At 67.8% G+C, this 23102-nt stretch carries 23 protein-coding genes and 2 pseudogenes; 19 read left to right on the plus strand and 6 right to left on the minus strand.

The window, feature by feature from the left end; genetic code table 11:
- Positions 1-37 precede the first annotated feature (37 nt).
- The gene (locus tag AB8619_RS01365) at positions 38-1072 is read left to right on the plus strand and encodes a DUF2804 domain-containing protein (protein ID WP_436794669.1); all 1035 of its coding nucleotides are present in this window, start codon (positions 38-40) and stop codon (positions 1070-1072) included.
- A gap of 1 nt (position 1073) precedes the next feature.
- On the opposite strand, the gene AB8619_RS01370 is transcribed toward AB8619_RS01365, so the two are convergent.
- A complete protein-coding gene (locus AB8619_RS01370; RefSeq protein ID WP_436794670.1) occupies positions 1074-2681 on the minus strand; it encodes a carbohydrate-binding domain-containing protein in 1608 nt (535 codons plus the stop codon).
- A 220-nt stretch (positions 2682-2901) separates the two neighbouring features.
- On the opposite strand from AB8619_RS01370, the gene AB8619_RS01375 reads away from it, so the two are divergent.
- Positions 2902-3498 (plus strand): DUF4956 domain-containing protein, encoded by a 597-nt coding sequence (locus tag AB8619_RS01375; protein ID WP_436794671.1) that lies wholly within the window; start codon positions 2902-2904, stop codon positions 3496-3498.
- The gene (locus AB8619_RS01380; protein ID WP_436794672.1) at positions 3495-4430 is read left to right on the plus strand and encodes a polyphosphate polymerase domain-containing protein; all 936 of its coding nucleotides are present in this window, start codon (positions 3495-3497) and stop codon (positions 4428-4430) included. Before AB8619_RS01375 ends, AB8619_RS01380 begins: the two co-directional genes overlap by 4 nt.
- Here AB8619_RS01380 and AB8619_RS01385 read toward each other — a convergent pair.
- Positions 4342-4581: pseudogene (locus AB8619_RS01385) on the minus strand (cyclic nucleotide-binding domain-containing protein); the annotation flags it as partial. The gene AB8619_RS01380 and the pseudogene AB8619_RS01385 sit on opposite strands and share 89 nt — an antisense overlap.
- A gap of 249 nt (positions 4582-4830) precedes the next feature.
- Between AB8619_RS01385 and AB8619_RS01390 the strand changes: the two are divergent.
- From AB8619_RS01390 to AB8619_RS01405, 4 genes and pseudogenes are all read left to right on the plus strand, one after another.
- A complete protein-coding gene (locus tag AB8619_RS01390) occupies positions 4831-7497 on the plus strand; it encodes a LuxR C-terminal-related transcriptional regulator (RefSeq protein WP_436794673.1) in 2667 nt (888 codons plus the stop codon).
- 67 nt (positions 7498-7564) lie between these two features.
- A complete protein-coding gene (locus AB8619_RS01395; protein ID WP_436794674.1) occupies positions 7565-7822 on the plus strand; it encodes a hypothetical protein in 258 nt (85 codons plus the stop codon).
- 7 nt (positions 7823-7829) lie between these two features.
- Positions 7830-8552: a DUF4386 domain-containing protein gene (locus AB8619_RS01400; protein ID WP_436794675.1), complete on the plus strand. Its 723-nt coding sequence runs from the start codon at positions 7830-7832 to the stop codon at positions 8550-8552.
- Positions 8553-8556: 4 nt separating this feature from the next.
- Positions 8557-9777, plus strand: a pseudogene (locus AB8619_RS01405) (MFS transporter); the annotation flags it as partial.
- 14 nt (positions 9778-9791) lie between these two features.
- On the opposite strand, the gene AB8619_RS01410 reads toward AB8619_RS01405, so the two are convergent.
- The 4 genes from AB8619_RS01410 to AB8619_RS01425 all read right to left on the minus strand — a co-directional run bounded on the left by AB8619_RS01410 (position 9792) and on the right by AB8619_RS01425 (position 12143).
- On the minus strand, positions 9792-10568 hold the full coding sequence (locus tag AB8619_RS01410; protein WP_436794676.1) for a DUF4386 domain-containing protein: 777 nt from the start codon (positions 10566-10568) through the stop codon (positions 9792-9794).
- A 25-nt stretch (positions 10569-10593) separates the two neighbouring features.
- Positions 10594-10767 (minus strand): hypothetical protein, encoded by a 174-nt coding sequence (locus AB8619_RS01415; RefSeq protein WP_436794677.1) that lies wholly within the window; start codon positions 10765-10767, stop codon positions 10594-10596.
- Positions 10764-11318 (minus strand): luciferase domain-containing protein, encoded by a 555-nt coding sequence (locus tag AB8619_RS01420; protein WP_436794678.1) that lies wholly within the window; start codon positions 11316-11318, stop codon positions 10764-10766. Before AB8619_RS01420 ends, AB8619_RS01415 begins: the two co-directional genes overlap by 4 nt.
- Before the next feature lie 129 nt (positions 11319-11447).
- The gene (locus AB8619_RS01425; RefSeq protein WP_436794679.1) at positions 11448-12143 is read right to left on the minus strand and encodes a Coq4 family protein; all 696 of its coding nucleotides are present in this window, start codon (positions 12141-12143) and stop codon (positions 11448-11450) included.
- A gap of 102 nt (positions 12144-12245) precedes the next feature.
- On the opposite strand from AB8619_RS01425, the gene AB8619_RS01430 reads away from it, so the two are divergent.
- The 12 genes from AB8619_RS01430 (at position 12246) to AB8619_RS01485 (ending at position 23098) form a co-directional block, all read left to right on the plus strand.
- Complete coding sequence (locus tag AB8619_RS01430; RefSeq protein WP_436794680.1) at positions 12246-12836, plus strand: TetR/AcrR family transcriptional regulator; 591 nt, start codon at positions 12246-12248, stop codon at positions 12834-12836.
- A 61-nt stretch (positions 12837-12897) separates the two neighbouring features.
- Complete coding sequence (locus tag AB8619_RS01435) at positions 12898-13344, plus strand: nitroreductase family deazaflavin-dependent oxidoreductase (protein WP_436794681.1); 447 nt, start codon at positions 12898-12900, stop codon at positions 13342-13344.
- 180 nt (positions 13345-13524) lie between these two features.
- Positions 13525-14178, plus strand: coding sequence for an urease subunit gamma (locus AB8619_RS01440; RefSeq protein ID WP_436794682.1), 654 nt, complete (start codon positions 13525-13527; stop codon positions 14176-14178).
- Entirely contained in the window at positions 14175-15902 is a 1728-nt protein-coding gene (locus tag AB8619_RS01445; protein WP_436794683.1) for an urease subunit alpha, read from the plus strand. The genes AB8619_RS01440 and AB8619_RS01445 overlap by 4 nt, the downstream gene beginning before the upstream one ends.
- Before the next feature lie 12 nt (positions 15903-15914).
- Positions 15915-16562 carry an urease accessory protein UreF gene (locus tag AB8619_RS01450; RefSeq protein WP_436794684.1) on the plus strand — a complete coding sequence of 216 codons (648 nt, stop codon included), beginning with the start codon at positions 15915-15917 and terminating at the stop codon, positions 16560-16562.
- Positions 16563-16593: 31 nt separating this feature from the next.
- Positions 16594-17289 carry an urease accessory protein UreG gene (ureG, locus tag AB8619_RS01455; protein ID WP_436794685.1) on the plus strand — a complete coding sequence of 232 codons (696 nt, stop codon included), beginning with the start codon at positions 16594-16596 and terminating at the stop codon, positions 17287-17289.
- 10 nt (positions 17290-17299) lie between these two features.
- Complete coding sequence (locus AB8619_RS01460) at positions 17300-18067, plus strand: urease accessory protein UreD (protein ID WP_436794686.1); 768 nt, start codon at positions 17300-17302, stop codon at positions 18065-18067.
- Positions 18068-18221: 154 nt separating this feature from the next.
- Positions 18222-19481, plus strand: a complete 1260-nt coding sequence (gene urtA / locus AB8619_RS01465; protein WP_436794687.1) for an urea ABC transporter substrate-binding protein — start codon at positions 18222-18224, stop codon at positions 19479-19481.
- Positions 19482-19601: 120 nt separating this feature from the next.
- A complete protein-coding gene (gene urtB / locus AB8619_RS01470; protein WP_436794688.1) occupies positions 19602-20486 on the plus strand; it encodes an urea ABC transporter permease subunit UrtB in 885 nt (294 codons plus the stop codon).
- A complete protein-coding gene (urtC, locus tag AB8619_RS01475; protein ID WP_436794689.1) occupies positions 20483-21649 on the plus strand; it encodes an urea ABC transporter permease subunit UrtC in 1167 nt (388 codons plus the stop codon). The genes urtB and urtC overlap by 4 nt, the downstream gene beginning before the upstream one ends.
- Complete coding sequence (gene urtD / locus AB8619_RS01480; protein WP_436794690.1) at positions 21646-22413, plus strand: urea ABC transporter ATP-binding protein UrtD; 768 nt, start codon at positions 21646-21648, stop codon at positions 22411-22413. The genes urtC and urtD overlap by 4 nt, the downstream gene beginning before the upstream one ends.
- A 4-nt stretch (positions 22414-22417) precedes the next feature.
- Entirely contained in the window at positions 22418-23098 is a 681-nt protein-coding gene (locus tag AB8619_RS01485) for an ATP-binding cassette domain-containing protein (protein WP_436796331.1), read from the plus strand.
- Positions 23099-23102 lie beyond the last annotated feature (4 nt).

Below are 23102 nucleotides of genomic sequence, written 5' to 3' on the forward strand. Positions count from 1 at the left end.
ATCACACGGACAGGACGTTGGAGGAACATCGGTGGACATGACACACGAACACGAGATCACCGAACCGGTCGACCTCTGCACGCCCGACGGGCGCCGCCTCTCGCCGACAGCGAGAGGGTGGTCACGCACGCCGTTGCACACGGGGAACCTCCGGGGGTCCTGGGGTCGCAACAAACGGTGGGACTACTGGGCCGTGCTGGCCGGCGACCTCGTCCTCGCCGTCACCTATGCCGACGTCGACTACCTGGGGATGGCCACCATCTGGTGGCACGACCTCTCGACGGGCGCAACCGGCGGCAAGCCGATCGATCTCCCGCTGGCACGCGGTGTCGCGCTGCCCGACCGTCCGGCGTCCGCTCCGCTGACGTACCGGGGGAAGGGTGCGCGCGTCGACATCGTCGACGATCCCGGCGGGACCACGCTCGACGCTGCGTGGACCGAAAAGGACGGTCGCCCCGGCCGACTCCACGTCCGAGTCGAACTGCCGGCCGGGCACGAGTCGGTCAACGTCGTCATCCCGTGGTCCGATCGCCGCTTCCAGTACACGTCCAAGCACCAGGCGCGCCCTGCGCATGGCTCGCTCGAGGTGGGAGGCGACCGGTGGGGGATCGGCGTCGACGAGGGCGGCAGCGAGGCGTGGGGCGTGCTCGACGTCGGCCGCGGACGTTGGCCGTACGCGACGCGATGGAACTGGGGCGGGGGCGCCGGCCACAGCACCGCCGGCGCGGTGATCGGCGTGCAGTTCGGTGCGAAGTGGACCGAGGGAACCGGGTTCACGGAGAACGGTGTCATCGTCGATGGCCGGGTCACCAAGATCGGTCAGGAACTCCTCTGGGACTACGACTGGGACCGGCCGCTCGAGCCGTGGCGGGTCCACCACCCCGACGGCAGCCTCGACCTCACGCTCACCGGACGTCACGACCGGCACTCCAAGGTCAACGCAGTGGTCCTGGCCACCGAGGTCCACCAGGTGTTCGGCACCTGGGCGGGCCACGTCACCGACGAGAGCGGCACGGTCCACGAGGTCGAGGCGCTGCAGGGCTTTGGCGAGGAGTCGCGGTCGCGCTGGTGAGTCACGCCGCGGTGATCGTGCCGGCCGAGGTGCCGGGGGTGTAGGTGTCGTAGAGCCCGGACACCGAGAGGTCGCCGCCGGTACCTCCCACGTAGACCTCGTACTCCTCGCCTGCGACGAGGTCGGGCGAGGTGAAGACCAGGACGTCGAACTCGTTCGTCGGTGCGAACGTGACGAGCGACTCGCCATCGACCGACTGGAGGTTGACCAGGGTGCCGGCTTCGATGGTCGACCCGAACGTCACGTAGACCGACGCCTGGCTCGAGCCGATGCCGACACCTTCGGAGTTCCGTCCGTCGATGTTGGTGCCGACGAGGGTTCCGCCGCTGACCTCGAACGAACCGCCGCTGTAGTCGATCGCGCTGTTGCGCGTGTCGGTGGGTCCGCTCACGACCACGAGACCGCCGGTCATCTCGACGTGACCGTTGGCGTCGATGCCGTCACCTTGCTCCGCCAGTTCGTCGGTGACGATGATCGTCGTCGTCCCGCCGTTGATGAAGATGTAGTGGTCGCCGACGCCCTCGTCGCCACCGGGACCTCCGGGCCCGCCGCCTCCCGGGCCGGGGGCCGCGAAGGTGGTCTCGGTCGTGGCTTCGGCGCTGGCGACGTTGAGGCCGTCGTCGTTCGAGGTGATGTCGATCGAGCCGTCGTTGATGGTGATGACCTCGGCTTCGATCCCTTCGAACGATTCGGTGATCGCGATCGATCCGCCATCGACGGTGACGGAGAGGTCGGCGTGGATCCCGTCGTCGGTGGCGGCGACGGTGAGATCGCCGTCGCTGACGAGCGCGTCGGTCGTGGCCTGGATGCCGTCGTCGCCGGCGACCACGCCGATCGTCCCGCCGGTGATGCGGACGAAGCCACGATCCGCGTCCTCGTCGTTGTCGGCCTTGATGCCGTCGCCGCCGGCGGTGATCGCGAGGTCCCCGCCGTCGACGGCGACGTAGTCACGGCCGCGTATGCCGTCGTCGACGGCGTCGATGGTGATCGTGCCGTCCTCGATGACGAGTCCGTCCTTGCTGGCGATGCCGTCGTTCGCGTTTGCGACGACCGCGAGTGTTCCGGTTCCGGCCAGCGTGAGGTCGGTCTTGCTGAACAGCGTGGCGTTGGGTTCGTCCTCCCCGTCGGGCAGGTCGTAGACCGCTCCGTCCGCGAGGGTGTTCGAACTGCCGTCGGCCAGGATCACCACGGCGGTGTCCGCGGTCATCACCGCGATGGCGGCACCGTCGTCGTTGGTGATGTCGGCGTCGTCCAGGATCAGTCGGACGACGGCGTCGTCGCCGGCGTCCACCACGACCTGGCCGTCGGAGACGGTGCCGGTGATCTCGTAGACGCCCGCCGACTCGATGGTCGCGGTCGTGCCGTCGACCGACACGCCGTCGGAGGTCGTCTCGATCGTGGAACCGAGTGAGATGCGCTCGACCTCGCTCTCGGCGAAGTCGAACGGGTCGATGGTGTGCGGTTCGACGTTGTCGTCCGTGACTGCGGCGAGGTCGCCCTCGGCCGTCTCGGCAACCGCTGATGCGGTGTCGCCCTCCGTGCCGCATGCGGTGACCAGCATGGTCAGGGCGGTGAGTGCGGCGGCCGCCTGCATCCTGCGCTTGTTCATCGGTGTGCCTCGTTCGTCGTGTCGGGGACCCGGGGTACCGGGACACGTCGGAAGGTAGGAAGCGAGTCCGTGAGTCCTCCCGGTACTGGCTGGGAAGTGGCTGTGAACCCGGGATCGCCCGAATCCGGCGAGAAGCAGGGGAGTTCGGAGGCGACTCCCGGCGGGCTCCCAGGTTCCGTCCGTAGAACCGCTCTCACACCACGAGTTCAGGAGAACCACCATGTCGAGCGCCGCGCTCTTCGCCATCGATCTCATCGCCGTCTCGGTGATGGTCTTCGGCCTCTATTTCCCCCGCCACCGCCGCAAGGACCTCGTCGTCGCGTATCTGGGGGTGAACGTCGGCGTCCTCGCCGTGGCCAATGCGTTGAACCAGACCGGGATCGAGGCCGGTCTCGGCCTCGGGCTCTTCGGTGTGTTGTCGATCATCCGGCTGCGATCGACCGAGCTGGACCAGGACGAGGTCGCCTACTACTTCGCCGCCCTCGCCCTCGGACTCCTCGGCGGTCTGAGCGTCAGTCCCGAGTGGCTCACCCCCACGCTGATGGTCGTCATCCTGGTCGTGCTCTTCGTGGGAGACCACCCCCGCCTGTTCTCGAACTACCGCACCCAGACGATGAACCTCGACCGGGCCTTCACCGACGAGACGGTGCTGCGTGCCCACCTCGAACGGTTGCTCGGTGCACGGGTGCATCGCTTGACCGTCCGGAAGGTCGATCTGGTCAACGATTCGACCAACGTCGAGGTCCGCTATGAACTGCCTCGGGCCACGTCGTCGGACAGCCCGTCACTCCGCGAGACGGCAGCGGTCGCCCGATGACGGCGACCGTCGACGCAGCGGTTCGCCGGTTCTCCGCGATCGACCTCGCCGAACTCGATCAGTGCGCGCAGCTGCTGACGCGCAAGGACCGGAAGTACATCGTCGATGCGGGCATCCTCGCCGCGCTGTTGGAGGCACTGCCCACCGATGTGCGAGCGCTGGAGACCGAACACGGGCGGTGGTCGCGGTACGAGTCGGTCTACTTCGACACCCCGAGATTCGACTCGTTCCGTCTCGCTGCGACACGACGCCGGAACCGGTTCAAGGTGCGTACGCGTCGCTACGTCGATCCCGGGACATCCATGATCGAGGTGAAGACGAAGGACCGTCGCGGCCGCACCGTCAAGCGCCGCGACCCCCTCGACGACGGGACGGCGGACGTCCTCGGGACCGTCCGCCGTTTCGCCGAGGACTTTTCGCAGGTTCGGGCCCATTCCGACGATCTCGCCCCGACCGTGACCACCAGCTACCGGCGCGCGACGTTGGTCCTGCCGCAACCGCACGCACGGGTCACGCTCGACGCCGACTTCCGAGCGGTCGACGTCGAAGGCGCCACCGTGACGTTGGGAGACGAACTCGTCGTCGAGACCAAGACCAACGGGGCTCCCTGCCTCGTGGACCATCTCCTGTGGCGCGCAGGCCACCGGCCGATCACATTCTCGAAGTACGCGACGGCGCTCGCCGCCCTGCACCCGGACCTGCCGCACAATCGCTGGAATCGTGTCCTCATCCGGCACTTCGAGGCGATGACGCCTACGTCGTCGCCGCCTGCGCTCGACCGCGATCGCGGAACTCCTGCACGCTCATCGACGTCAGGGTGGTCGGACCGACGGCCCTCGCCGTCGCCGTGCGGGGCTGGGCCATCATCGGCGCGAGCTCACCGAAGTACGCGCCCGTCGAGACGAGGTGGACTCGCTGGCCGTCTCGGATGATCTCGATGGCGCCGGACTCGACGACGTACACGAGTGACCCGCGTTCACCCTGCTCCCCCGGACCGACGATCCGGGCGTTGCTCACGGCCGACATCGATGACCAGCGAGTCGCGACGGGCGACGACCGTCGCCGAGCGGGTCTCGGCCTCATCCACGTCGTCCTGCGCGGGGCTCGGGGTGGCGCGGAGCGGGGTGCGTCGCTGTGCCCGTGTCGCGCGTTCGCTGCTCGAACGTCGCGTGCTCTTCGATGGCCGTGTCGGCCCGGTTCTCGCCGTTGCCCATACGCCGGAAAACTCCCGATTCCCACCAAGTGTCGAGATGTGTTCGATACTACGCACGAACGACATCGGGCCGCCGTGGCTGTTGCCGTCGCTGCCAGCCGAGGAGTTAGCTGGACACGGTGGCTGGTGACGGTCTGCTCCTCCTGACCAAGGTGACCGCACCCCGACGGCGGCGTGGTGTCGTATCTCGATCGCGCCTCGACGACCTGATCCGGCGTGACGAACTGCCCGCCGTCGTGCTCGTGTCGGCGCCCGCAGGCTTCGGGAAGACGACGCTGCTGGTCGAGTGGACGGCAGCGGTGGCCGATGCCGGCCTGCCGACGGCGTGGGTCTCGCTCGAGGGACGCGACAGCGACCCGGCAGTGTTCTGGTCGTATGTGACCCGTGCGTTCCGCAGCGTCGCGCCCACGGTCGGCGCTGGCGTCGACGTTGCACCGCAGTCATCGCCGGCCGCGCTGGAGACGGTGGTCGGGGCGCTGGTCAACGACCTGGCATCGCTCGACGAGCACGTGGTCCTCGTGCTCGACGACTACCACGTGATCGACTCGCTCGAGGTCCACGAGTCCATGCAGTTCCTGATCGAGCACCTCCCGGAACGCACCCATCTCGTCGTGGCCAGCCGGGTTGATCCGCCCTGGCCGCTGGCCGGCCTGCGCGCCCGGCGAGAGCTCCTCGAGGTACGGGCATCAGACCTCCGATTCACATCAGAAGAAGTGACGGAGTACCTCAACGGTCTCTCGGGACTCGACCTCACGGCCGCGGACGTCGACGCCCTCGGCGCTCGGACGGAGGGGTGGGCGGCGGCGCTCCAGCTGGCGGCGCTCTCGCTCCAGGGGCGAGATGACCCGTCGGACTTCGTCGCCCAGTTCGCCGGCGACGACCGGTTCGTCGTGGACTACCTCGTCGACGAGGTCCTCGACCGGCAGAGCGAGGACGTTCGATCGTTCCTCCTCGAGACGTCGATCCTGAGCCGGCTGACGGGTTCGCTCTGTGCCGCGGTGACGGGGCGCAGCGACGCCAGGGCGATGCTGGAACTGGTCGACCGGTCGAACTTGTTCCTCGTCGCCCTCGACGACCGTCGTGGATGGTTCCGGTATCACCACCTCTTCGCCGACGTGCTCCGCGCCCGGCTGGCGGACGAGCAGCCCGAGCGCGAAGCGCAGCTCCACCGACGAGCGTGCGAGTGGCTCGAGGCGTCTGGTGATCGAACCGAGGCCATCCGCCATGCGTTCGCCGCGGAGGACTTCGCCCGAGCGGCGGAACTGGTCGAACGCTCGGTCCCGTCGCTGCGCCGGTTCCGTCAAGAGGCGACGTTGCGGGCGTGGTTCGACGAGATCCCCGACGAGATCTTCGTCCACCGGCCGGTGCTCGCCCTCGGGCGCGTCGGCGCTCGCATGTCCACCGGTGACACCGACGGCGTCGAGGCCCAGCTCGACGACATCCGGTCGTGGATCGACCCCGGGTACATCGGCGGCGAGGTGATCGTCCACGACGTCGACGAGTTCCGCCGTGCCCGCGCGCAGGTGGCCATGTACCGGGCGGGCCTCGCGCTCTTGCGCGGTGATCTCTCTGCCGTCGTCCTCCACGGCGAACATGCCGCCGAACGGTGTGCTGTCGACGACCACCTCGGCCGTGGTGCGGCGGCGGCGCTGGTGGGACTCGCTCGATGGACAGAAGGCGATCTCGAGCAGGCTGCTGCGCAGTACGCCGCAGCGATCGGCGAGTTCGAGATCGCGGGACACGTCTCCGATGTCCTGGGTTGTCGTCTCGGCCTGTCCGACATCCAGGTCGGTCATGGCCGCCTCGCCGATGCGGAGCAGACCTTGCGTGCGGGGCTCGAGATCGCTGTCGTCCACGGCCCGCTCCGCGGTGTTGCCGACATGCACGTCGGTCTCGCCGAGATCCACCTGGAACGGAACGAGCTGGCGTCGGCGGCCGACCATCTCCGGCAGAGCATGGAGGTCGGCGAACGGTTCGCCCTCGGCCAGCACCCCCATCGATGGCGGGTGGTCGACGCCCGTCTCTGCTCGGTCCGGGGTGATCACGAGGCTGCGCTCGACCTGCTCACCGAGGCCGAGCGTCGCTACGACCCCGACTACTCACCGAAGGTCAGACCAGTGGGGGCCACGCGTGCCAGAGCGCGGTTGCTCGCCGGCGACGTCGCGGCAGCGCAGCGTTGGGCCGTGAGCGCAGGCATCGCTGCCGACGACGAGTTGACCTACCTTCGGGAGTACGAGCACCTCACGCTTGCTCGCGTGCTGTTGGCGGGCGGCGACATCGCCGGGGCGATCTCGCTGGCGGAGCGGCTGCGCGTTGCGGCCGAGTCCGGCGGTCGAACGTCGGCCGAGGTCGAAGCCGGATCGCTGCTCGCGCTCGCGCACGAGGCCGGCGGCGACACGGCGAAGGCGGTCGCGACCATCGAGAAGGCGCTCGTCCGCGCCGAGGCCGAGCGACTCGTCCGGGTCTTCCTCGACGCCGGCGAGACGATGACGGCGCTCCTCAGGACTGCAGTGCGTCACGGGAGGGCCGTCGACCAGTGCAACGCCATCCTCGGTCTCACGGACGTTCCTCCCTCGCCGCGTGTGCCGGAGCTGGTCGATCCGCTCAGCAACCGGGAGCTCGACGTCCTGCGTCTGCTGCGAAGTGAGCTGACCGGACCGGAGATCGCGACGGAACTGATCGTGTCGCTGAACACCGTCCGCACCCACACCAAGAACATCTTCTGCAAGCTCGGGGTGAGCAACCGGCGAGCGGCGGTCCGCCGCGCCGACGAGCTCGGCCTGTAGCGATCACCACGTCGGTTCACCACATGTGGTGAGGACCACTCACCACATCGGTTCGTACGGTCGACGGGTGCAGTACGAGATCAGGGTCGAAGGACACCTCGGAGATCGTTGGGCAGCCTGGTTCGACGGGTTGACCATCTCCAGTGAGGACGGCGGTATCACCGTCCTCCGCGGGGCCGTCGTCGACCAGGCCGCACTGCACGGCCTCCTCCAACGGCTGCGCGACATCGGCATCCCGCTGATCTCGATCACGCCGGCGGAGGGTTCGACCACCGCGGGCACCTGCCCGGAAACGAAGGGAACTGACCATGACCCCAACCTCTAGGCCACCGATGGACGCCGACCGGAAGGCCACCTTGGCCGCCGGCCTCTTCTACCTCGGCACGTTCGTCTTCTCGATCCCCGCCCTGGGCCTCTACGACGGCTCTGTCAACGTCCCCGACTACGTGCTCGGTGCCGGTACCGACCACGGCGTCCAATGGGGCGGACTCATCGAGATCCTCACTGGGCTCACGGGCATCGGCACCGCCGTCGCCCTGTATCCGGTCCTGAAGCGCCACGCCCCGGGACGGGCGGTCGGGTTCGTCGCCAGCCGCACCCTCGAAGCCGCGATGATCTTCACCGGTGTGATCGCCGTGCTCTCGGTCTTCACGCTGCGGGAGAACGTCGGCGGCACCGACCCGGCGACCCTCACTGCGACCGCCGACGCACTGACGGCGGTGAAGGACTGGACCTTCCTGCTCGGCCCGGGTCTCATGGCGTCGGTCAACGCCGTGTGCTTCGCCACGATCGTGCGTCAGGCGCGGCTGCTTCCGCGCTGGATCCCCACGCTCGGGATCATCGGCGCTCCGCTCCTGCTCGCCTCCTCGACGGCGACGTTGTTCGGTGCATGGGACCAGGTGTCGACGATCGGCATGCTCAGCGCTCTTCCCATCGCCACCTGGGAACTCTCGGCCGGCCTGTACATGACCGTCAAGGGCTTCAAGAACCCGATGCTCGGCCATCGCGGTGTCGTCACCACGCCCCGCACCGACCGGGTCCTGACGGAAGCCTGATCCGATGGCCCGACTCACCGGTCGGCCCGCGAGGCGGTCGGACGCATCTGCTGCGTCCGGCCGCTTCTCGGCGTTCGGCAATGACAACTTCCGTCGCTACTTCGTCGGCCAGACCATCTCGAACATCGGGTCGTGGACCCAGAGCCTCGCCGTGACATGGCTGGTCCTCGAGATCGCCGATCGCAGCGACCAACTCGGCGTGGCAATGGCGTTGCAGTTCCTGCCGATGCTGCTGTTGGGCGCTCCCGCCGGCGTCCTGGCCGACAAAGTCGACAACCGGCGCCTCCTCGTCATCACGTCGGCGACCTCGGGAACGCTCGCGCTGGCGTTCGCGCTCGCCGTGGCGATGGACCAGGTCTCCATCTGGTCCATCTATGCACTGACGACCGCGTTGGGCATCGTCCTCGCGTTCGAGCGGCCGACGATGCAGGCGATCGTCTACCAACTCGTCGGTCCGGAGCTCCTCCCCAGCGCGGTGGCCGCCAACAGCAACATCAACGCCGCCTCACGACTGATCGGCCCGGCACTGGCCGGCGCGCTGATCGCAACCGTCGGAGTCGAGATGTGCTTCGTACTCAACGGTGCGTCGTACCTCGTCGTGATCGCAGCGCTCGTGACGTTGCGGTCTCGCGAGTTCGCTCCACGGCCCCTCCAGACGCAGGCAAAGGGCCGGCTTCGCGAAGGGTTCGCCTACGTCCGCAGGAGCCCCGAGGTCGGCCGACCGCTCCTGGTCATGGCCGTCGTCGGCACGGTCGCCCTCAACTTCCCGACCACGTTCCCGTCGATGGTCCACTTCGGCTTCGACCTCGGCGCTGGCGCCGTCGGCACAGCGATGAGTGTCAGCGCCATCGGATCGATCCTCGGGGGCATCTACATCGCCGGGGTGAAACTGCATCCTCGACGGAGTCTTGCGATCGCGCTGGTCGGCTTCGGCCTGGCGTGCACTGCGCTCGCTCTTGCACCGAACTTCTGGACCTTCGTCGCCACGAGCATCCCGCTCGGCTTCGCGTCGGCGTCGTTCCAGTCGGTGAACACGGTGGTCCTGCAACAAGCCACCGACCCGTCGATGCAGGGACGGGTGATGGCCCTCCACCAGATGGCGTTGTTCGGCAGCACGCCGATCGGTGCGGTGCTCATGGGTTGGATCATCCAGCTCTCGTCTCCGCGCGTGCCGTTCGTCCTCGCGGGGCTGTCGGCGGCTGGTTCCGCGGCGGTCGTCGCTGCGGCCCATGTGCGTGATCACCGTCGGGCCGTGGCGTCCCACCGCTCGACGTCGATCCCGCGAACGAGGAGCCACAGGATCAGCGAGAGCTCGGCGACGATGGCCGGGGCGAGCACGACCGGCGAGAACGCCCCGTCGTAGCTGGGCGACACGAAGAACCAGGCGCTGTCGAGCAGATAGCCGGCGGCCGCCGCTCCGAGGAACCAGCCGAGCCAACGGGGCAGGTAGCCGGACCGGTGCACGAGCCAGGCGAGCAGGGCGAGGTGCACGGCGAAGAACACCAGCGCGATGAAGTAGCCGTATCGGTGGGTCTCGAGTTGCTGGAGCACGAGGCTGTCGCGCTGCTCGGTGGTGCGACCACCGAGCAGGCCGTCACCCTCGAGCAACTGGATGGCCATCAGGTGGTTGACCAGGTTGGCGCCGAGGATCGCCGACTGGACGATCCGGAACGCTGCGGCGGTGAGCGCGACGGCTCTGCTCACCGGTGCCAGGAGCAGGTAGATGAGGACGCCCGTGGCGACGTCGGCGGCCACCATGCCCAGATCGGTCAGGAAGCCGAATCGGAACAGGCCGGGGGCGTCGAGCAGGTTCTGCACCGTGGCGGCGGCGTCTCCTCGCTCGATGAAGCTCGATCGCACGACGACCTCGCTGAAGATCCCCAGAACGAAGATGGCGAGATAGAGCGCCCCTGCCGTCCTGGCGAGTCTGTGGGCGGTCGGGGCGTCGGGATGCGTGGTCGACGTGGCCACGGCCGATGGGACGTGGGTGACGGCGGGATGCGCGGCGGTGGTCATGGTGGTCTCCGATCAGTCAGGTCGTTCAGGTGTTCGCCCGGATGCGGGCGGTGGCGAGCGTCAGCGAGGGCGTGCGCACCGGGCACGTCACGAGTCGGTGTGTGGCCGTGGCGCCGTGCGTACGGGTTGCCGGCATGGCGCTGGTGTGTGCGGGCGCGAGTCGCGCGGCGATGCCCCGGACAAGTCGTCGGGCCGTCATGTCGAGGCGTCCTCGACCTCGACCTCGGCCCCGGGGTCGACCGCATCGGCCACGTACCCGATGGCGTAGCGGTAGCTGGTGACGACGAGTTGCCACACGATCTCGAGCTCGCGCTGGTCGCGAGGCCCGAACACGAGCATGGTCCCGCTGATCGGGTGGGGCTCACCCCAGCCCTTCGCGATCACGTCGTCGTACACGAGCGGGGGGAGGGTCATGTGGAGGCTCCCGTCGCCCGCGGGATGCACGTGCGCGAACTCGGTCCGGCACTGGAACGCTTCCTGTGGCCCGGCGGCGAGGTCGGCGGCGACGTGGAACGCTCGAGCACCGGGCACCGAGACGCAGCTGTCGTGGACCTCGACTCCGGGGAGCAGCGAGCCCCGTGCGACGAGCACGTCGCCGAACTCGGTGGGGCCGGTCTGGGTCAGCTGCTGATGGGGGAACGCCAGCGCCGGGCTCGGCCGGGTGGTCAACGGCGCCGGACCGGACCGGGCGGCGAGCTGTGGGTTCGTGACGTCGATGTAGACGGGTGGGCGGTCGGTGGTCGTGTCCACGACAGATCATCTCCTTGGAATCGAGTAGCTTGATTCCAAGGTAAATAGGAGAAACGCAGATGTCAAGAAGCTTTGTAGCAAGTAATCGTCGGGCTTCGCCCGAGCGGGTGGCTGCCGGTCGTCGGTGGCTCAGGCGGCGGCCTGCGCCGGGCCGTACTCCATCCGGATGTCGGCGATCGGTCGGTCGAGCTGCTCTTCCCACTTGGTGAAGTGGAGGTTCTTCCACGCCCGACCCATCGCCCAGCCGTTGGACAGCGCGTCCATGGCCGCCTTGATGGCCTGCGGCTGCACCATGGCGATGTGGGTCGTGGTGACCGCCGTGCGCATGGAGTGGTACAGCGAGTTGATCTGGGCGTAGTGGAAGCCCGCCATGCCCAGTTCACCGGGGATGTCCGGAGCGTGGCCCGTGATCGTGTGAAGGAAGTCGTGGAGCATGAAGCCTCGGACGAGCGAGTACTTGATGTCGTCCGGCATGCGGTCGAGCTTGCCTTCGGCGCTGAGGCCGGCGTGGTACTCGTGGTAGTTGCGAGCGAGGTTGACCTCGAGGCCGTTGTCGACGATGAAGTGCTTGTAGGCGTCGCCGAGCGTGCCGGGGCCACAGGGCTCGAGGTCGTCGAGCGTCAGGGGAGTGGGCAGGTAGCGCTCGGCCAGGAACTCCGTCGCTCCGGGCAGCCGGTGCAGGAGCGTCACGTACTGGTCGATGGCCGACTGCGGGGCGGTGGCCCACCACTCGTGCACGAGGCTCATGACGTGGGTCTTGATGGGGTCGTCGGCGTTCTTCATGAACAACTCGGCGATGTCGCGGTCGATGACGGGCTCGTACACGGGGTCTCCTCGACGGGTTGGTGAGAGCGTCTGGTCATTCTGTTCATGTTCTCTGAACATGCACAAGCGGTTGTTCAAGATTCTTGCGCTAGCTTCTGGGCCGTGCCCGACGCCTCGCCCAGACGCATGAGTCGCGAGGACCGGCGGGAGATGCTCATCGTGGCCGCGGGTCGGGTCCTGGGGGAGCGCGACAAGCTCCCGCTCACGTTCGAGGACGTGGCCGAGGAGGCCGGCGTGTCGGCGACGCTGCCGTACAAGTACTTCGCGTCGCCCGACGAGATCGCCTCCGAGCTCTACGACCGCATCGTGGTCGACGTCGACGTCCGATCGAAGGTCGTGCTCGACGACGACGTGTCGTTCGACGCCAAGGTCGAGGCGACGTTCCGGCTGTGGGCCGAGACGATCAAGCGGGAGGGGAACCTGCTCCTCGCGCTCGTCGACGGTCGCTCGATACCGGCGCTCCGCCACCGCATGGACGAACGTCGCGAGGCTGTCGTGCAGCTGTGGGCTGATGTGATCGTCGCCGACTTCGGTCTCGACCGTCGCACGGCTCTGCTCCCTGCGGCGTCGATCACGGCGGCGTCATCAGCGTTGCACGTGCGTTGGCTCCGCGACCGCCGCGATCTCGACGAGCTGGTCGCCGATGTGGTGACGATGGCCCGAGCGCAGTGTGAGGCGCTTCGCACCGGCTGAGGTGGCCTTCGGCGACCGGGGACCTGTGCCCCGTGGTCGCCGACACGGCAGACTCCGGGTCATGGCGAACAAGGACCTCGTTCCGACCGTTGGTGCATGGATGCTCGAGAACGGGCATCGGGCGCTGCTCGCGCTCACCGGTGGACGGTGGCCCAACCGACTCGCGGGCATGCCGACCCTCGAACTCCACGTCACCGGACGGTCGAGCGGCGAGCGTCGCTCGACGCTGCTCACCGCGCCCATCATCGACGGCGAGACCGTCGTCCTCGTGGCGTCGAAGGGCGGTCACTCGCAGCATCCTCAGTGGTACAAGAACCTCGTTGCCGAACCCGAGGTCGAGATCACGATCGACGGCGTCACCAAGCGCTTCGTCGCGCGCACCGCCACCGGCGACGAGCGTGACGCGCTCTGGCAGCGCATCACCGAGGACTACAAGAACTACGCCGGATACCAGTCGAACACCGATCGCGAGATCCCGGTCGTGGTCTGCGAGCCAGCCGCTTCCTGAGCGAACCGGCACCGGACCTGAGAACGTCAGGAATCGTAAAGGTTTCGACGATGCGCGACCCTGCCGGCGAGTTGGTCAGAGGGGTCCTCGCGGCGCGTTAGGTTCTGCCGGCTATCGGCCGCAGGCGGAGAGCAAGACCGGACTGTCGGAGCCGATCACGACGCTCATCACGGAGGCCGGATGCTGCTCACCCCGCACGAACAGGAACGGCTGATGATGGCCGGTGCCGCCGAGGTGGCCCAGCGTCGAAGATCCCGCGGCCTGTTGCTCAATCACCCGGAAGCGGTGGCGGTCCTCGCGGCGTGGGTGCTCGAGGCGGCCCGTGACGGCCTCTCGGTCGCGCAGATCATGTCCGACGGCCGCAACGTCCTCGACACGTCCGACGTGATGGAGGGCGTGGAGACGCTGATCGACGAACTCCAGGTCGAGGCGACGTTCCCCGACGGCACCAAGCTCGTGACCCTTCACGGTCCGATCCAACCGGCGGCGCTCGATGGCAACCCCGCCGACGACGCCACTCGCCTCGTGCCCGGCCAGGTCTTGCTCGGCGACGGCGACATCACGCTCCTCGCGGGCCGTGACCTCCGGTCGCTCCGAGTGCTCAACACCGGCGACCGGCCTGTGCAGGTCGGGTCGCACTTCCACTTCGCCGAGGCCAACGAGGCGCTGGAGTTCGACCGAGAACTCGCCGTGGGATGCCGGTTGGCGGTGCCTGCCGGCACCAGCGTTCGCTTCGAACCGGGGATCTCGATGGAGGTCGAACTGGTCGCCTATGCCGGTGAGCGCATCACCGCTGGATTCCGCGGGCTCCACTCCACCGGCGGTGAATCATGAGCGGGCCGATCCTCACCCGGTCTCGCTACGCAGCGCTCTACGGCCCCACCACCGGCGACCGCATCCGACTGGCCGACACCGATCTGCTGATCGAGATCGAGGACGATCTCGCCGGGGGGCCGGGCATCGCCGGCGACGAGGCCGTGTTCGGTGGAGGGAAGGTCATCCGCGAGTCCATGGGCCAGTCGTTGCGTACTGCGGCCCAAGGGGCTCCCGACATGGTCATCACCGGCGCGGTCGTGCTCGACCACTGGGGCGTGATCAAGGCGGACGTCGGCATCAAGGACGGCCGGATCACCGCACTCGGCAAGGCCGGCAACCCCGACACGATGGACGGCGTCCACCCGGACCTCGTGATCGGACCGTCGACCGAGGTCCTCGCTGGCAACGGCAAGATCCTCACTGCAGGGGCGATCGACTGTCACGTCCACCTCGTCTGCCCACAGATCCTCGACACTGCGCTCGCGACCGGGATCACCACGATCATCGGCGGTGGCACCGGCCCAGCGGAGGGGACCAAGGCGACCACGGTCACGGCCTCGCCATTCCATCTGTCGTCGATGCTCACGTCGATGGACGGTTGGCCGATCAACGTGGCGTTGCTCGGCAAGGGCAACACCGTCTCGATCGCCGCGATGCGGGAGCAGGTTCTCGCCGGTGTCAGCGGATTCAAACTCCACGAGGACTGGGGATCCACGCCAGCGGCGATCGACGCTTGTCTTCGAGTGTGCGAGGAGGCGGGGATCCAGGCGTCATTGCACACCGACACACTGAACGAGGCGGGATTCGTCGAGACGACGCTCGCCGCCATCGGTGGCCGGTCGATCCACTCGTACCACACCGAGGGTGCGGGAGGAGGCCACGCGCCGGACATCATCACGGTCGCGGGCGAGCCCAACATCCTCCCCAGTTCCACCAACCCGACGCGGCCGCACACCGTGAACACCGCCGACGAGCACCTCGACATGCTCATCGTCTGTCATCACCTGAATCCGTCGGTGCCCGAGGATCTGGCGTTCGCGGAGAGCCGCATCCGTCCGTCGACGATCGCGGCCGAGGACGTGCTCCACGACATCGGCGCGATCTCGATGATCGGCTCGGACTCGCAGGCGATGGGGCGGGTCGGCGAGGTGGTCATTCGCACCTGGCAGACCGCACATGCCATGAAGCGTCGGCGTGGGTCCCTGCCGGGCGACGCTCGGGCCGACAACGAGCGGGCCAAGCGCTACGTGGCGAAGTACACGATCTGTCCCGCCGTCGCCCACGGACTGAGCAGCGAGGTCGGCTCGGTCGAGCCCGGGAAGTTGGCCGACCTGGTGCTCTACGACCCTCGGTTCTTCGGGGTCCGTCCCCATGTCGTGGTCAAGGGCGGCGTGATCGCCTGGGGTGCGATGGGCGACGCGAACGCCTCGATCCCCACCCCGCAGCCGGTGTTGCCCCGACCCATGTTCGGTGCGTTCGGGCGAACGGCCGGCCACACATCGATCGCGTTCGTGTCGCCGGGTGCCATCGAGGCCGGGCTGGCCGAGGAGATCGGACTGTCGCACCAGATGGTGGCTGTCGACGACTGTCGCGGGGTCGGAAAGGCCGACATGGTCAACAACGACGCGCTACCGGAGATCACCGTCGACGCCGACACCTTCATGGTCACGGTGGACGGCGACACCATCGAGCAGGACCCCGCGCACGATCTCCCCATGGCTCAGCGTTACTTCCTGTTCTGAACCCGGTTCGTCGTGTCGCTCACATCACTCCTCCTGCTCGCCGACGGGCGATTCCCCGACGGCACCTATGCGCACAGTCACGGCCTGGAGACCGCGGTGGACGCCGGGCGCGTCCACGACGCGGCGTCGCTCGCCGAGTACGTGACCTGTCGGTTGTGGACCTCGGGCCGTACCGATGCGGCGGCGGCGCGGCTCGCCGCCGCAGGAGTCGACCCCGACGAGCTCGACGCTGCATGGGGAGTGCGAACCCCGAGCGCGAAGGTTCGGGCGACCTCGCGGTCACTCGGCCGATCGCTGGCCCGTACGGCGGCCGTGATGGTTCCGGACGGGCGGATCGTCCTCGCCGACGGGCGTCCGCCGGTGCAGCCGGTGGCGTTCGGACTGCTGGCCTCCGCCATCGGCTGCGATCCCGACGAGACCGCGCTCGCCAGCGCGCACGGCACCGCGGCGACCCTGAGCGCTGCGGGACTGCGACTCTTGTCGCTCGACCCGTTCGACGTGACCGCGACGTTGTACGACCTGCGTCCCGAGGTCGACGGGGTGGCGGCGTCGACCATCGGGCTCGTCGGCGCCGACGACCTCCCGCATGCATCGACCCCGTTCGCAGAGATCGACGTCGAGCTCCAGTCCGCCTTGCCCACCCGACTCTTCCGTAGCTGACCGACCCGAGAACGACGAGAGCAGCGTCACCGTGCACGACATCGACAGCACTCACTCCCACTCCCACTCGCACAGCCACTCCCACGACCATGCGCCCCGAGAGCGCGGCGACAGCGCGTTCCGCGTGGGCATCGGGGGCCCGGTGGGTACCGGCAAGACAGCGCTGGTCGCCGCGCTCTGCGCCCTGATGGCCGACGAACTGCGCATCGGTGTCGTGACCAACGACATCTACACCACCGAGGACGCAGACACCCTGAAGCGTCGGGGGGTCCTCGATGCCAACCGCATCGTTGCCGTCGAGACCGGCTGCTGTCCCCACACCGCGATCCGGGAGGACATCACGGCCAACCTCGACGCCATCGAGGACCTCGAGGAGCGGGAGGGTCCTCTCGACCTGGTGCTCGTCGAGAGCGGCGGGGACAATCTCACGCTCACGTTCTCCAAGGGTCTCGTCGACGTGCAGATGTTCGTGCTCGACGTCGCCGGCGGCGACAAGGTGCCGCGCAAGGGCGGACCCGGTGTCACCCGCTCCGACCTCCTGGTGATCAACAAGATCGACATCGCGCACCTGGTACACGCCGACCTCGGCGTGATGGAGCGCGATGCCGCGTTGCAACGCGGCGAGCTCCCGACGGTGTTCGTGTCACTGAACTCGCCCGAGGGCGCGGCGGACATCGCGACGTGGATCCAGGCACAGATGCGTGGTCCCGTCGCCGCGACGGCCTGAGGCTCCGCTGGTGACGGATCCCTCGACCCCCCTCGGTCTCGCTGCTGCGCGTGGTGCCGTCGCCGTCGCGAGCGGGTGGACCGACACCCAGGTGTCGATCCGCCTGCGGCGTGGCACCGGGGGAACCGTCCGGGTCGAGGGGGTGCTGTGCAGCGCACCCGTGTGGTTCCGCTGGGACGGTTCCACGCTGTGGTTGGTCGGCTCGGGGGCCTCGCCTGTCGGCGAGGACCACATCAGGGTCGCCGTGGACGTCGGACCCGGGGTGACGATCGCGATGCGCTCGGTCGCCGCGTCCGTGGTCTATGCCGCCCGCGGCATCGGCACCCGCTGGGACACGGACATCCGCGTCGCAGCCGGAGCGCGCCTCGACTGGCGTCCGGAGCCGGTGATCCTCACCGCGCACGCCCGCCACACGACCACCACCACCGTGCATGCGCAGCGCGGCGCTCACGTCGTCGTCGACGAGGTCGTGGTCCTCGGCCGAACCGGCGAGACCACGGGGGCGTTCCGCTCGACCCTCGACGTTCGGCTGGACGATGCCCCGGTGCTGCTCACCTCGGTCGACTCGGCGATCCCGGGGTGGTCGGGTCCTGCGGGAGCGGGTGGTAAGGACGTCGTCGCCAGCCGGCTCCACATCGGCGACGCCCCGGCGTGCCCCACGGGTGGGCGACGCGACGTCGCGGTGCTCGAGCCGTCTGACGAGTGTCGACTGGCCGTCGCCACCGCGACCGACGTGGCCGACGTGCGACGGTCGATGGACGAAGTCCTGCCCGGCTGACGAGGCTGGATCGGCCTCGCTGATCGATTCACGGGCCGGAAACGTTCGGGCAATTCGTCCGACACGTTCCGCTCTTAGCTTCCGTCCACATCGGTTCGACCCCCCGGCCCGGTACAGACGATCACGTCGACGACGTGGAGAGGAAGTTGTTTTGATGAGACGCGGCAGGACCCCAGGCGGGGCCATAGCGACACTCGCCGCCCTTGCGCTCTTGGTCAGCGCATGTGGTGACGACGACACGTCCGACGCGTCCGGTGGAGGCGGATCCGAGGAGGCCTCGTCCGGTATCTGCGTGGACGGCGACACCGTCGAACTCGGATTCCTGAACTCCACGTCGGGCGTGATGGCGATCAGCGAGCAGACGGTTCGTGACTCACTCATGCTCGCAACCGAGGAGATCAACGCCGCCGGCGGCATCCTCGGCAAGCAGATCGAGTTCATCGAGGAAGACGGTCAGAGCGAGCCCACGGTCTTCGCCGAGAAGATCAACAAGCTGTTGACCGAGGACGAGGTCGCCGCCGTGTTCGGCGGTTGGACGTCGGCATCCCGCAAGGCGATGCTCCCCGTAGTCGAGGGCGCCAACGGCCTGCTCTTCTACCCGGTGCAGTACGAGGGTCTGGAGGCGTCGGAGAACATCTATTACACGGGTGCGACGACCAACCAGCAGATCATCCCCGCGATGGACTTCCTGGCATCGGAGGGCGTCGAGACGCTGTTCCTCGCCGGGTCCGACTACGTCTTCCCCCGGACGGCGAACAAGATCATCAAGCAGTACGCGGCCGAACTCGGCATCGAGATCGTCGGCGAGGAATACGTCCCGCTCGACAGCGACGACTGGACGACGCAGGTCGCCAAGATCGCCGCCGCCAAGCCGGACTTCGTGTTCAACACGATCAACGGCTCGTCCAACGTCGGGTTCATCAAGGCGTACTACGAAGCGGGACTCGGTGCGGACAACTCGCCGATCATCTCCGTCTCGATCGCCGAGGAGGAAGCGCCCGCCATGGGCGAGGACCTCACCGGACAGTTCGCGGCGTGGAACTACTTCCAGAGCATCGACAGCCCGACGAACACGACCTTCATCGAAGCCTTCCAGGGCGAGTACGGAGCGGATCGGCCGACCTCGGATCCGATGGAGGCCGCCTACACCTCGCTGTACCTGTACAAGGGAATGGTCGAGAAGGCGGAGTCGTTCTGTGTGGACGCGGTCAACGCTGCGTCCGACGGTGTGTCGTTCGATGCGCCCGAAGGCACGGTCACGGTGGACGGCGACAACCACCACATCGCGAAGGTCGGCCTCATCGGTCAGATCAACGAGGACAACCAGTTCGACATCGTCTGGAGCTCGGAAGAGCCGATCGAACCGGATCCGTTCCTCGAGGGTTACGACTGGTGGGACCCGAACTCGGAGTGATGCCGACCGAGCTCGGCTCGGTCTGAAGTGTCACCTGTCGCCGATGGGGTGCCGTGCACGAGCACGGCACCCCATCCAGCGCCAGAGCCCAGATGCTCTGACAACTCTGAAAGCGAAGGCATGGACGCACTGACAACCCCCTTCCTGACCGGCACTGCGGGCGCCGCCATCTTGTTGATGGCCGCACTCGGGTTGACCCTCACGTTCGGCCAGATGGGCGTGATCAACATGGCCAACGGCGAGTTCCTCATGGCCGGCGCGTACGCGACGTACGTCACCCAACAAGTGGTCACCAGCACCGGGATCTCTATCGTCATCGCGATTCCGGTCGCGTTCCTCGCCGCAGGACTCCTCGGGTTGCTCCTCGAGGTCACCGTCATCCAGTGGATGTACGAGCGACCACTCGACACCCTTCTCGTGACGGTGGGTGTCGCCATGGTCCTCCAACAGCTCGCCAAGGACGTGTTCGGTGCGCAGGGCGACCCGGTGAGCGCACCGACCTGGTTGCGCGGCAGCATCCCGGTCTTCGGCTACGACTGGCCACATCGACAACTCCTCACGATCGTGTTGGCCTTGGCGGTGTTGGGCGGCCTGCACAGCCTTCTCAAGTACAGCTCGTTCGGCCGTCAGATCCGGGCGACGGTGCAGAACCGGGAGCTCGCCGAGACGATGGGCGTCTCGACCCGAAACGTGGATCGCATCACGTTCTTCCTGGGGTCGGGTCTCGCCGGGATCGGCGGGGTCGCCGTCGCCCTCATCTCGGGTACCAACCCCACGCTCGGCACCACGTACATCATTCCGGCGTTCCTGGTCGTGGTGGCCGGCGGCGTCGGCCAGCTCAAGGGCACGGTGATCGCCGCATGGGTCGTCGGCGTGGCGACCGCGTTCCTCACCGACTGGACCAGCGGGAGCATGGCGCAGGTCATCACCTTCGCACTGGTCGTGGTCTTCCTCCAGGTCCGACCGCAGGGCCTCTTCACGGTCCGGACGAGGGCACTGGCATGACCACGACCGCTTTCGAAGCATCCGACGCGCCGGGCGAACCCGAGCGGTCGGCCCCGGTGCGATCGAGGTTCGCGCTGGCAGCGTTCGTGCGGACCTACGGGTCCCTGTTCGCCATCGGCGTGCTGGCGGTGATCTTGTTGGTGTGGGCGCCGAGCGGGCTGTCGGCGTTCCGCCTCGGGAACCTCGGCAAGTACTGCTCGTGGGCGCTGGTCGCAGTCGGCATCGGGCTCGCGTGGGGCCGCGGCGGCATGCTCGTCATGGGTCAGGGCGTGTTCTTCGGACTCGGTGCCTACGTCACGGCCATGCACATGAAGCTCGAGGCCGCTGGGCCGGGCGAGGTCCCGGACTTCATGGTGTTGTACGGAGACGCCACGATGCCCGTGTGGTGGGAGCCGTTCCGCAGCGGTGCCTTCACGATCTTCGCCATCGTCGCGGTGCCGGCAGCCGTGTCCTACGTCCTCGGCTACGCCGTCTTGAAGCGTGGGGTCAAGGGCGCCTACTTCGCCATCTTGACGCAGGCGATGGCGGTGGCCTTCGCGACCCTGTTGGTCGCGACGATCAAACAGACGGGTGGATTCAACGGTCTGAACACCTTCACCACCTTCTTCGGTCAGAACCTCTATGACCCGACGGTCCGCAAGAACCTCTACCTGCTGGCGGCCGGTCTGTTGATCGTCTGCCTCGTGATCGTGTGGCAACTCAACCGGAGCCGGTACGGCGAGCTCCTCGTCGCCACCCGCGATGCGGAGGAGCGAGTCCGCTTCCTCGGATACGACCCGGCGAACACCAAGTTGTTCGCGTTCGTGGTGGCAGCGGTCATGGCCAGTCTCGGCGGAGCAATGTTCGCGCCCCTCGTAGGGATCATCTCGCCCACCGACGTCAACGCAACGGCCTCGATCATGATGATCGCCGGTGTCGCACTGGGCGGTCGGGCGTCGTTGCTGGGTCCAGCGCTCGGCGCGCTCGCCGTCGGCTTCGGTCAGTCGACCCTGTCCGAGCGGTTCCCGACCAACTGGATCTACTTCCAGGGCGCGCTGTTCATCGTCGTCATCCTCTTCCTTCCGGGAGGAATTGCTTCGCTGGGAGCGAAGCTCGCCGGTCGCTGGCCACGCCGGTCGGCGCGCGGTGTGGCCGCGACCATCGGAAGCGAGGTGGCGGCATGACCGCATCCTTCCGTGGCGAGGACTACCTGGAGGTCCGCGACCTGACCGTCGACTTCGACGGATTCAAGGCGATCGACGGTGTCGACATCACGATGCTGCAGGGCCGGCTGCACTTCCTCATCGGTCCGAACGGCGCCGGCAAGACCACGCTGGTCGACGCGCTGACCGGGCTGGTGCAGGGAACGGGCACGGTGACCTTCCGCGGCCACGATCTGCTGGGCATGAAGTCGCATGAGATCGTGCGCCTCGGGGTCGGGCGCACCTTCCAGACCGCCACCGTCTTCGAGAAACTGAGCGTGCTGCAGAACCTCGACATCGCTGCGGGCATCCACCGAGGAGCCCTGGGGCGATTGCGAGCCCGCCGCAAGGTGCCAGAAGCGGTCGAGGAGGCGCTGGAGACCATCGGGCTGACGCAGCTCGCCGATCGCCCGGCGGGGATCCTCGCCCACGGGCAGAAGCAATGGCTCGAGGTCGGCATGCTGCTCGTCCAGGACGCCCAGGTGATGTTCCTCGACGAGACGGTTGCCGGGATGAGTGGCAGCGAGCGCGAGGCCACCGGCGAGTTGCTGCAACGGATCGTGAGCGATCGCACGATCGTGGTCATCGAGCACGACATGGAGTTCATGCGCACCTACGCCGACACCGTGACGGTGATGCACGGCGGGAAGGTGCTGGCAGAAGGGTCGGTCACCGAGATCCAGGCCGATGCGCGAGTGCAAGAGGTCTATCTCGGAACCGTGACGGAGGTGTCGTTGGATGGCTGAGCTCATGCTCGAGATGGTCGGTGTGACGGCGGGATACGGGCGTTCGATGGTCTTGTTCGACGTCGGGTTGTCGATTCCCGCCGGCGGAGCCGTCGCCCTCATGGGGCACAACGGTGCAGGCAAGACCACCCTCTTGCGGGTGGCGGTGGGCCTGATCCCGGTGAAGTCGGGCACCGTGCTCGTCGATGGCGAGGACATCACCAAGCTGTTGCCCAACCAGCGTGTCAAGCGGGGCATCGGCTACGTCCCCCAGGGGCAGCTCTGCTTCCCGCAGATGACCACCCTGGAGAACCTGCAACTGATCACCAAGGTGCGGTCCGAGATCGACGAGGTGCTCGACACCTTCCCGGTGCTGACCGATCTGTTGAACCGGCCGGCCGGGCTCCTCTCGGGAGGGCAACGCCAACAGCTCTCCATCGCCCGGACGTTGCTGACCAAGCCGCGACTGTTGATCCTCGACGAACCGACCGAGGGGATCCAACCCAATGTCGTCGCCGAGATCGAGGGAGTCATCACCGACCTCACGCAACGCGGTGACCTCACCGTCTTGTTGGTCGAACAGCACGTCGGATTCGCGCTCCGCTCGACGAGCACCTACTACGTGCTGGAGTCGGGTCACATCACGGGCCGTGGCGATGGTGGCGTCGATGCGCTCGACGAGGTCCGAGCAGCGATGGCGGTCTAGCGGT

Source organism: Actinospongiicola halichondriae (assembly GCF_049103745.1).
Classification (GTDB): Bacteria; Actinomycetota; Acidimicrobiia; order Acidimicrobiales; family Salinilacustritrichaceae; genus Salinilacustrithrix; species Salinilacustrithrix halichondriae.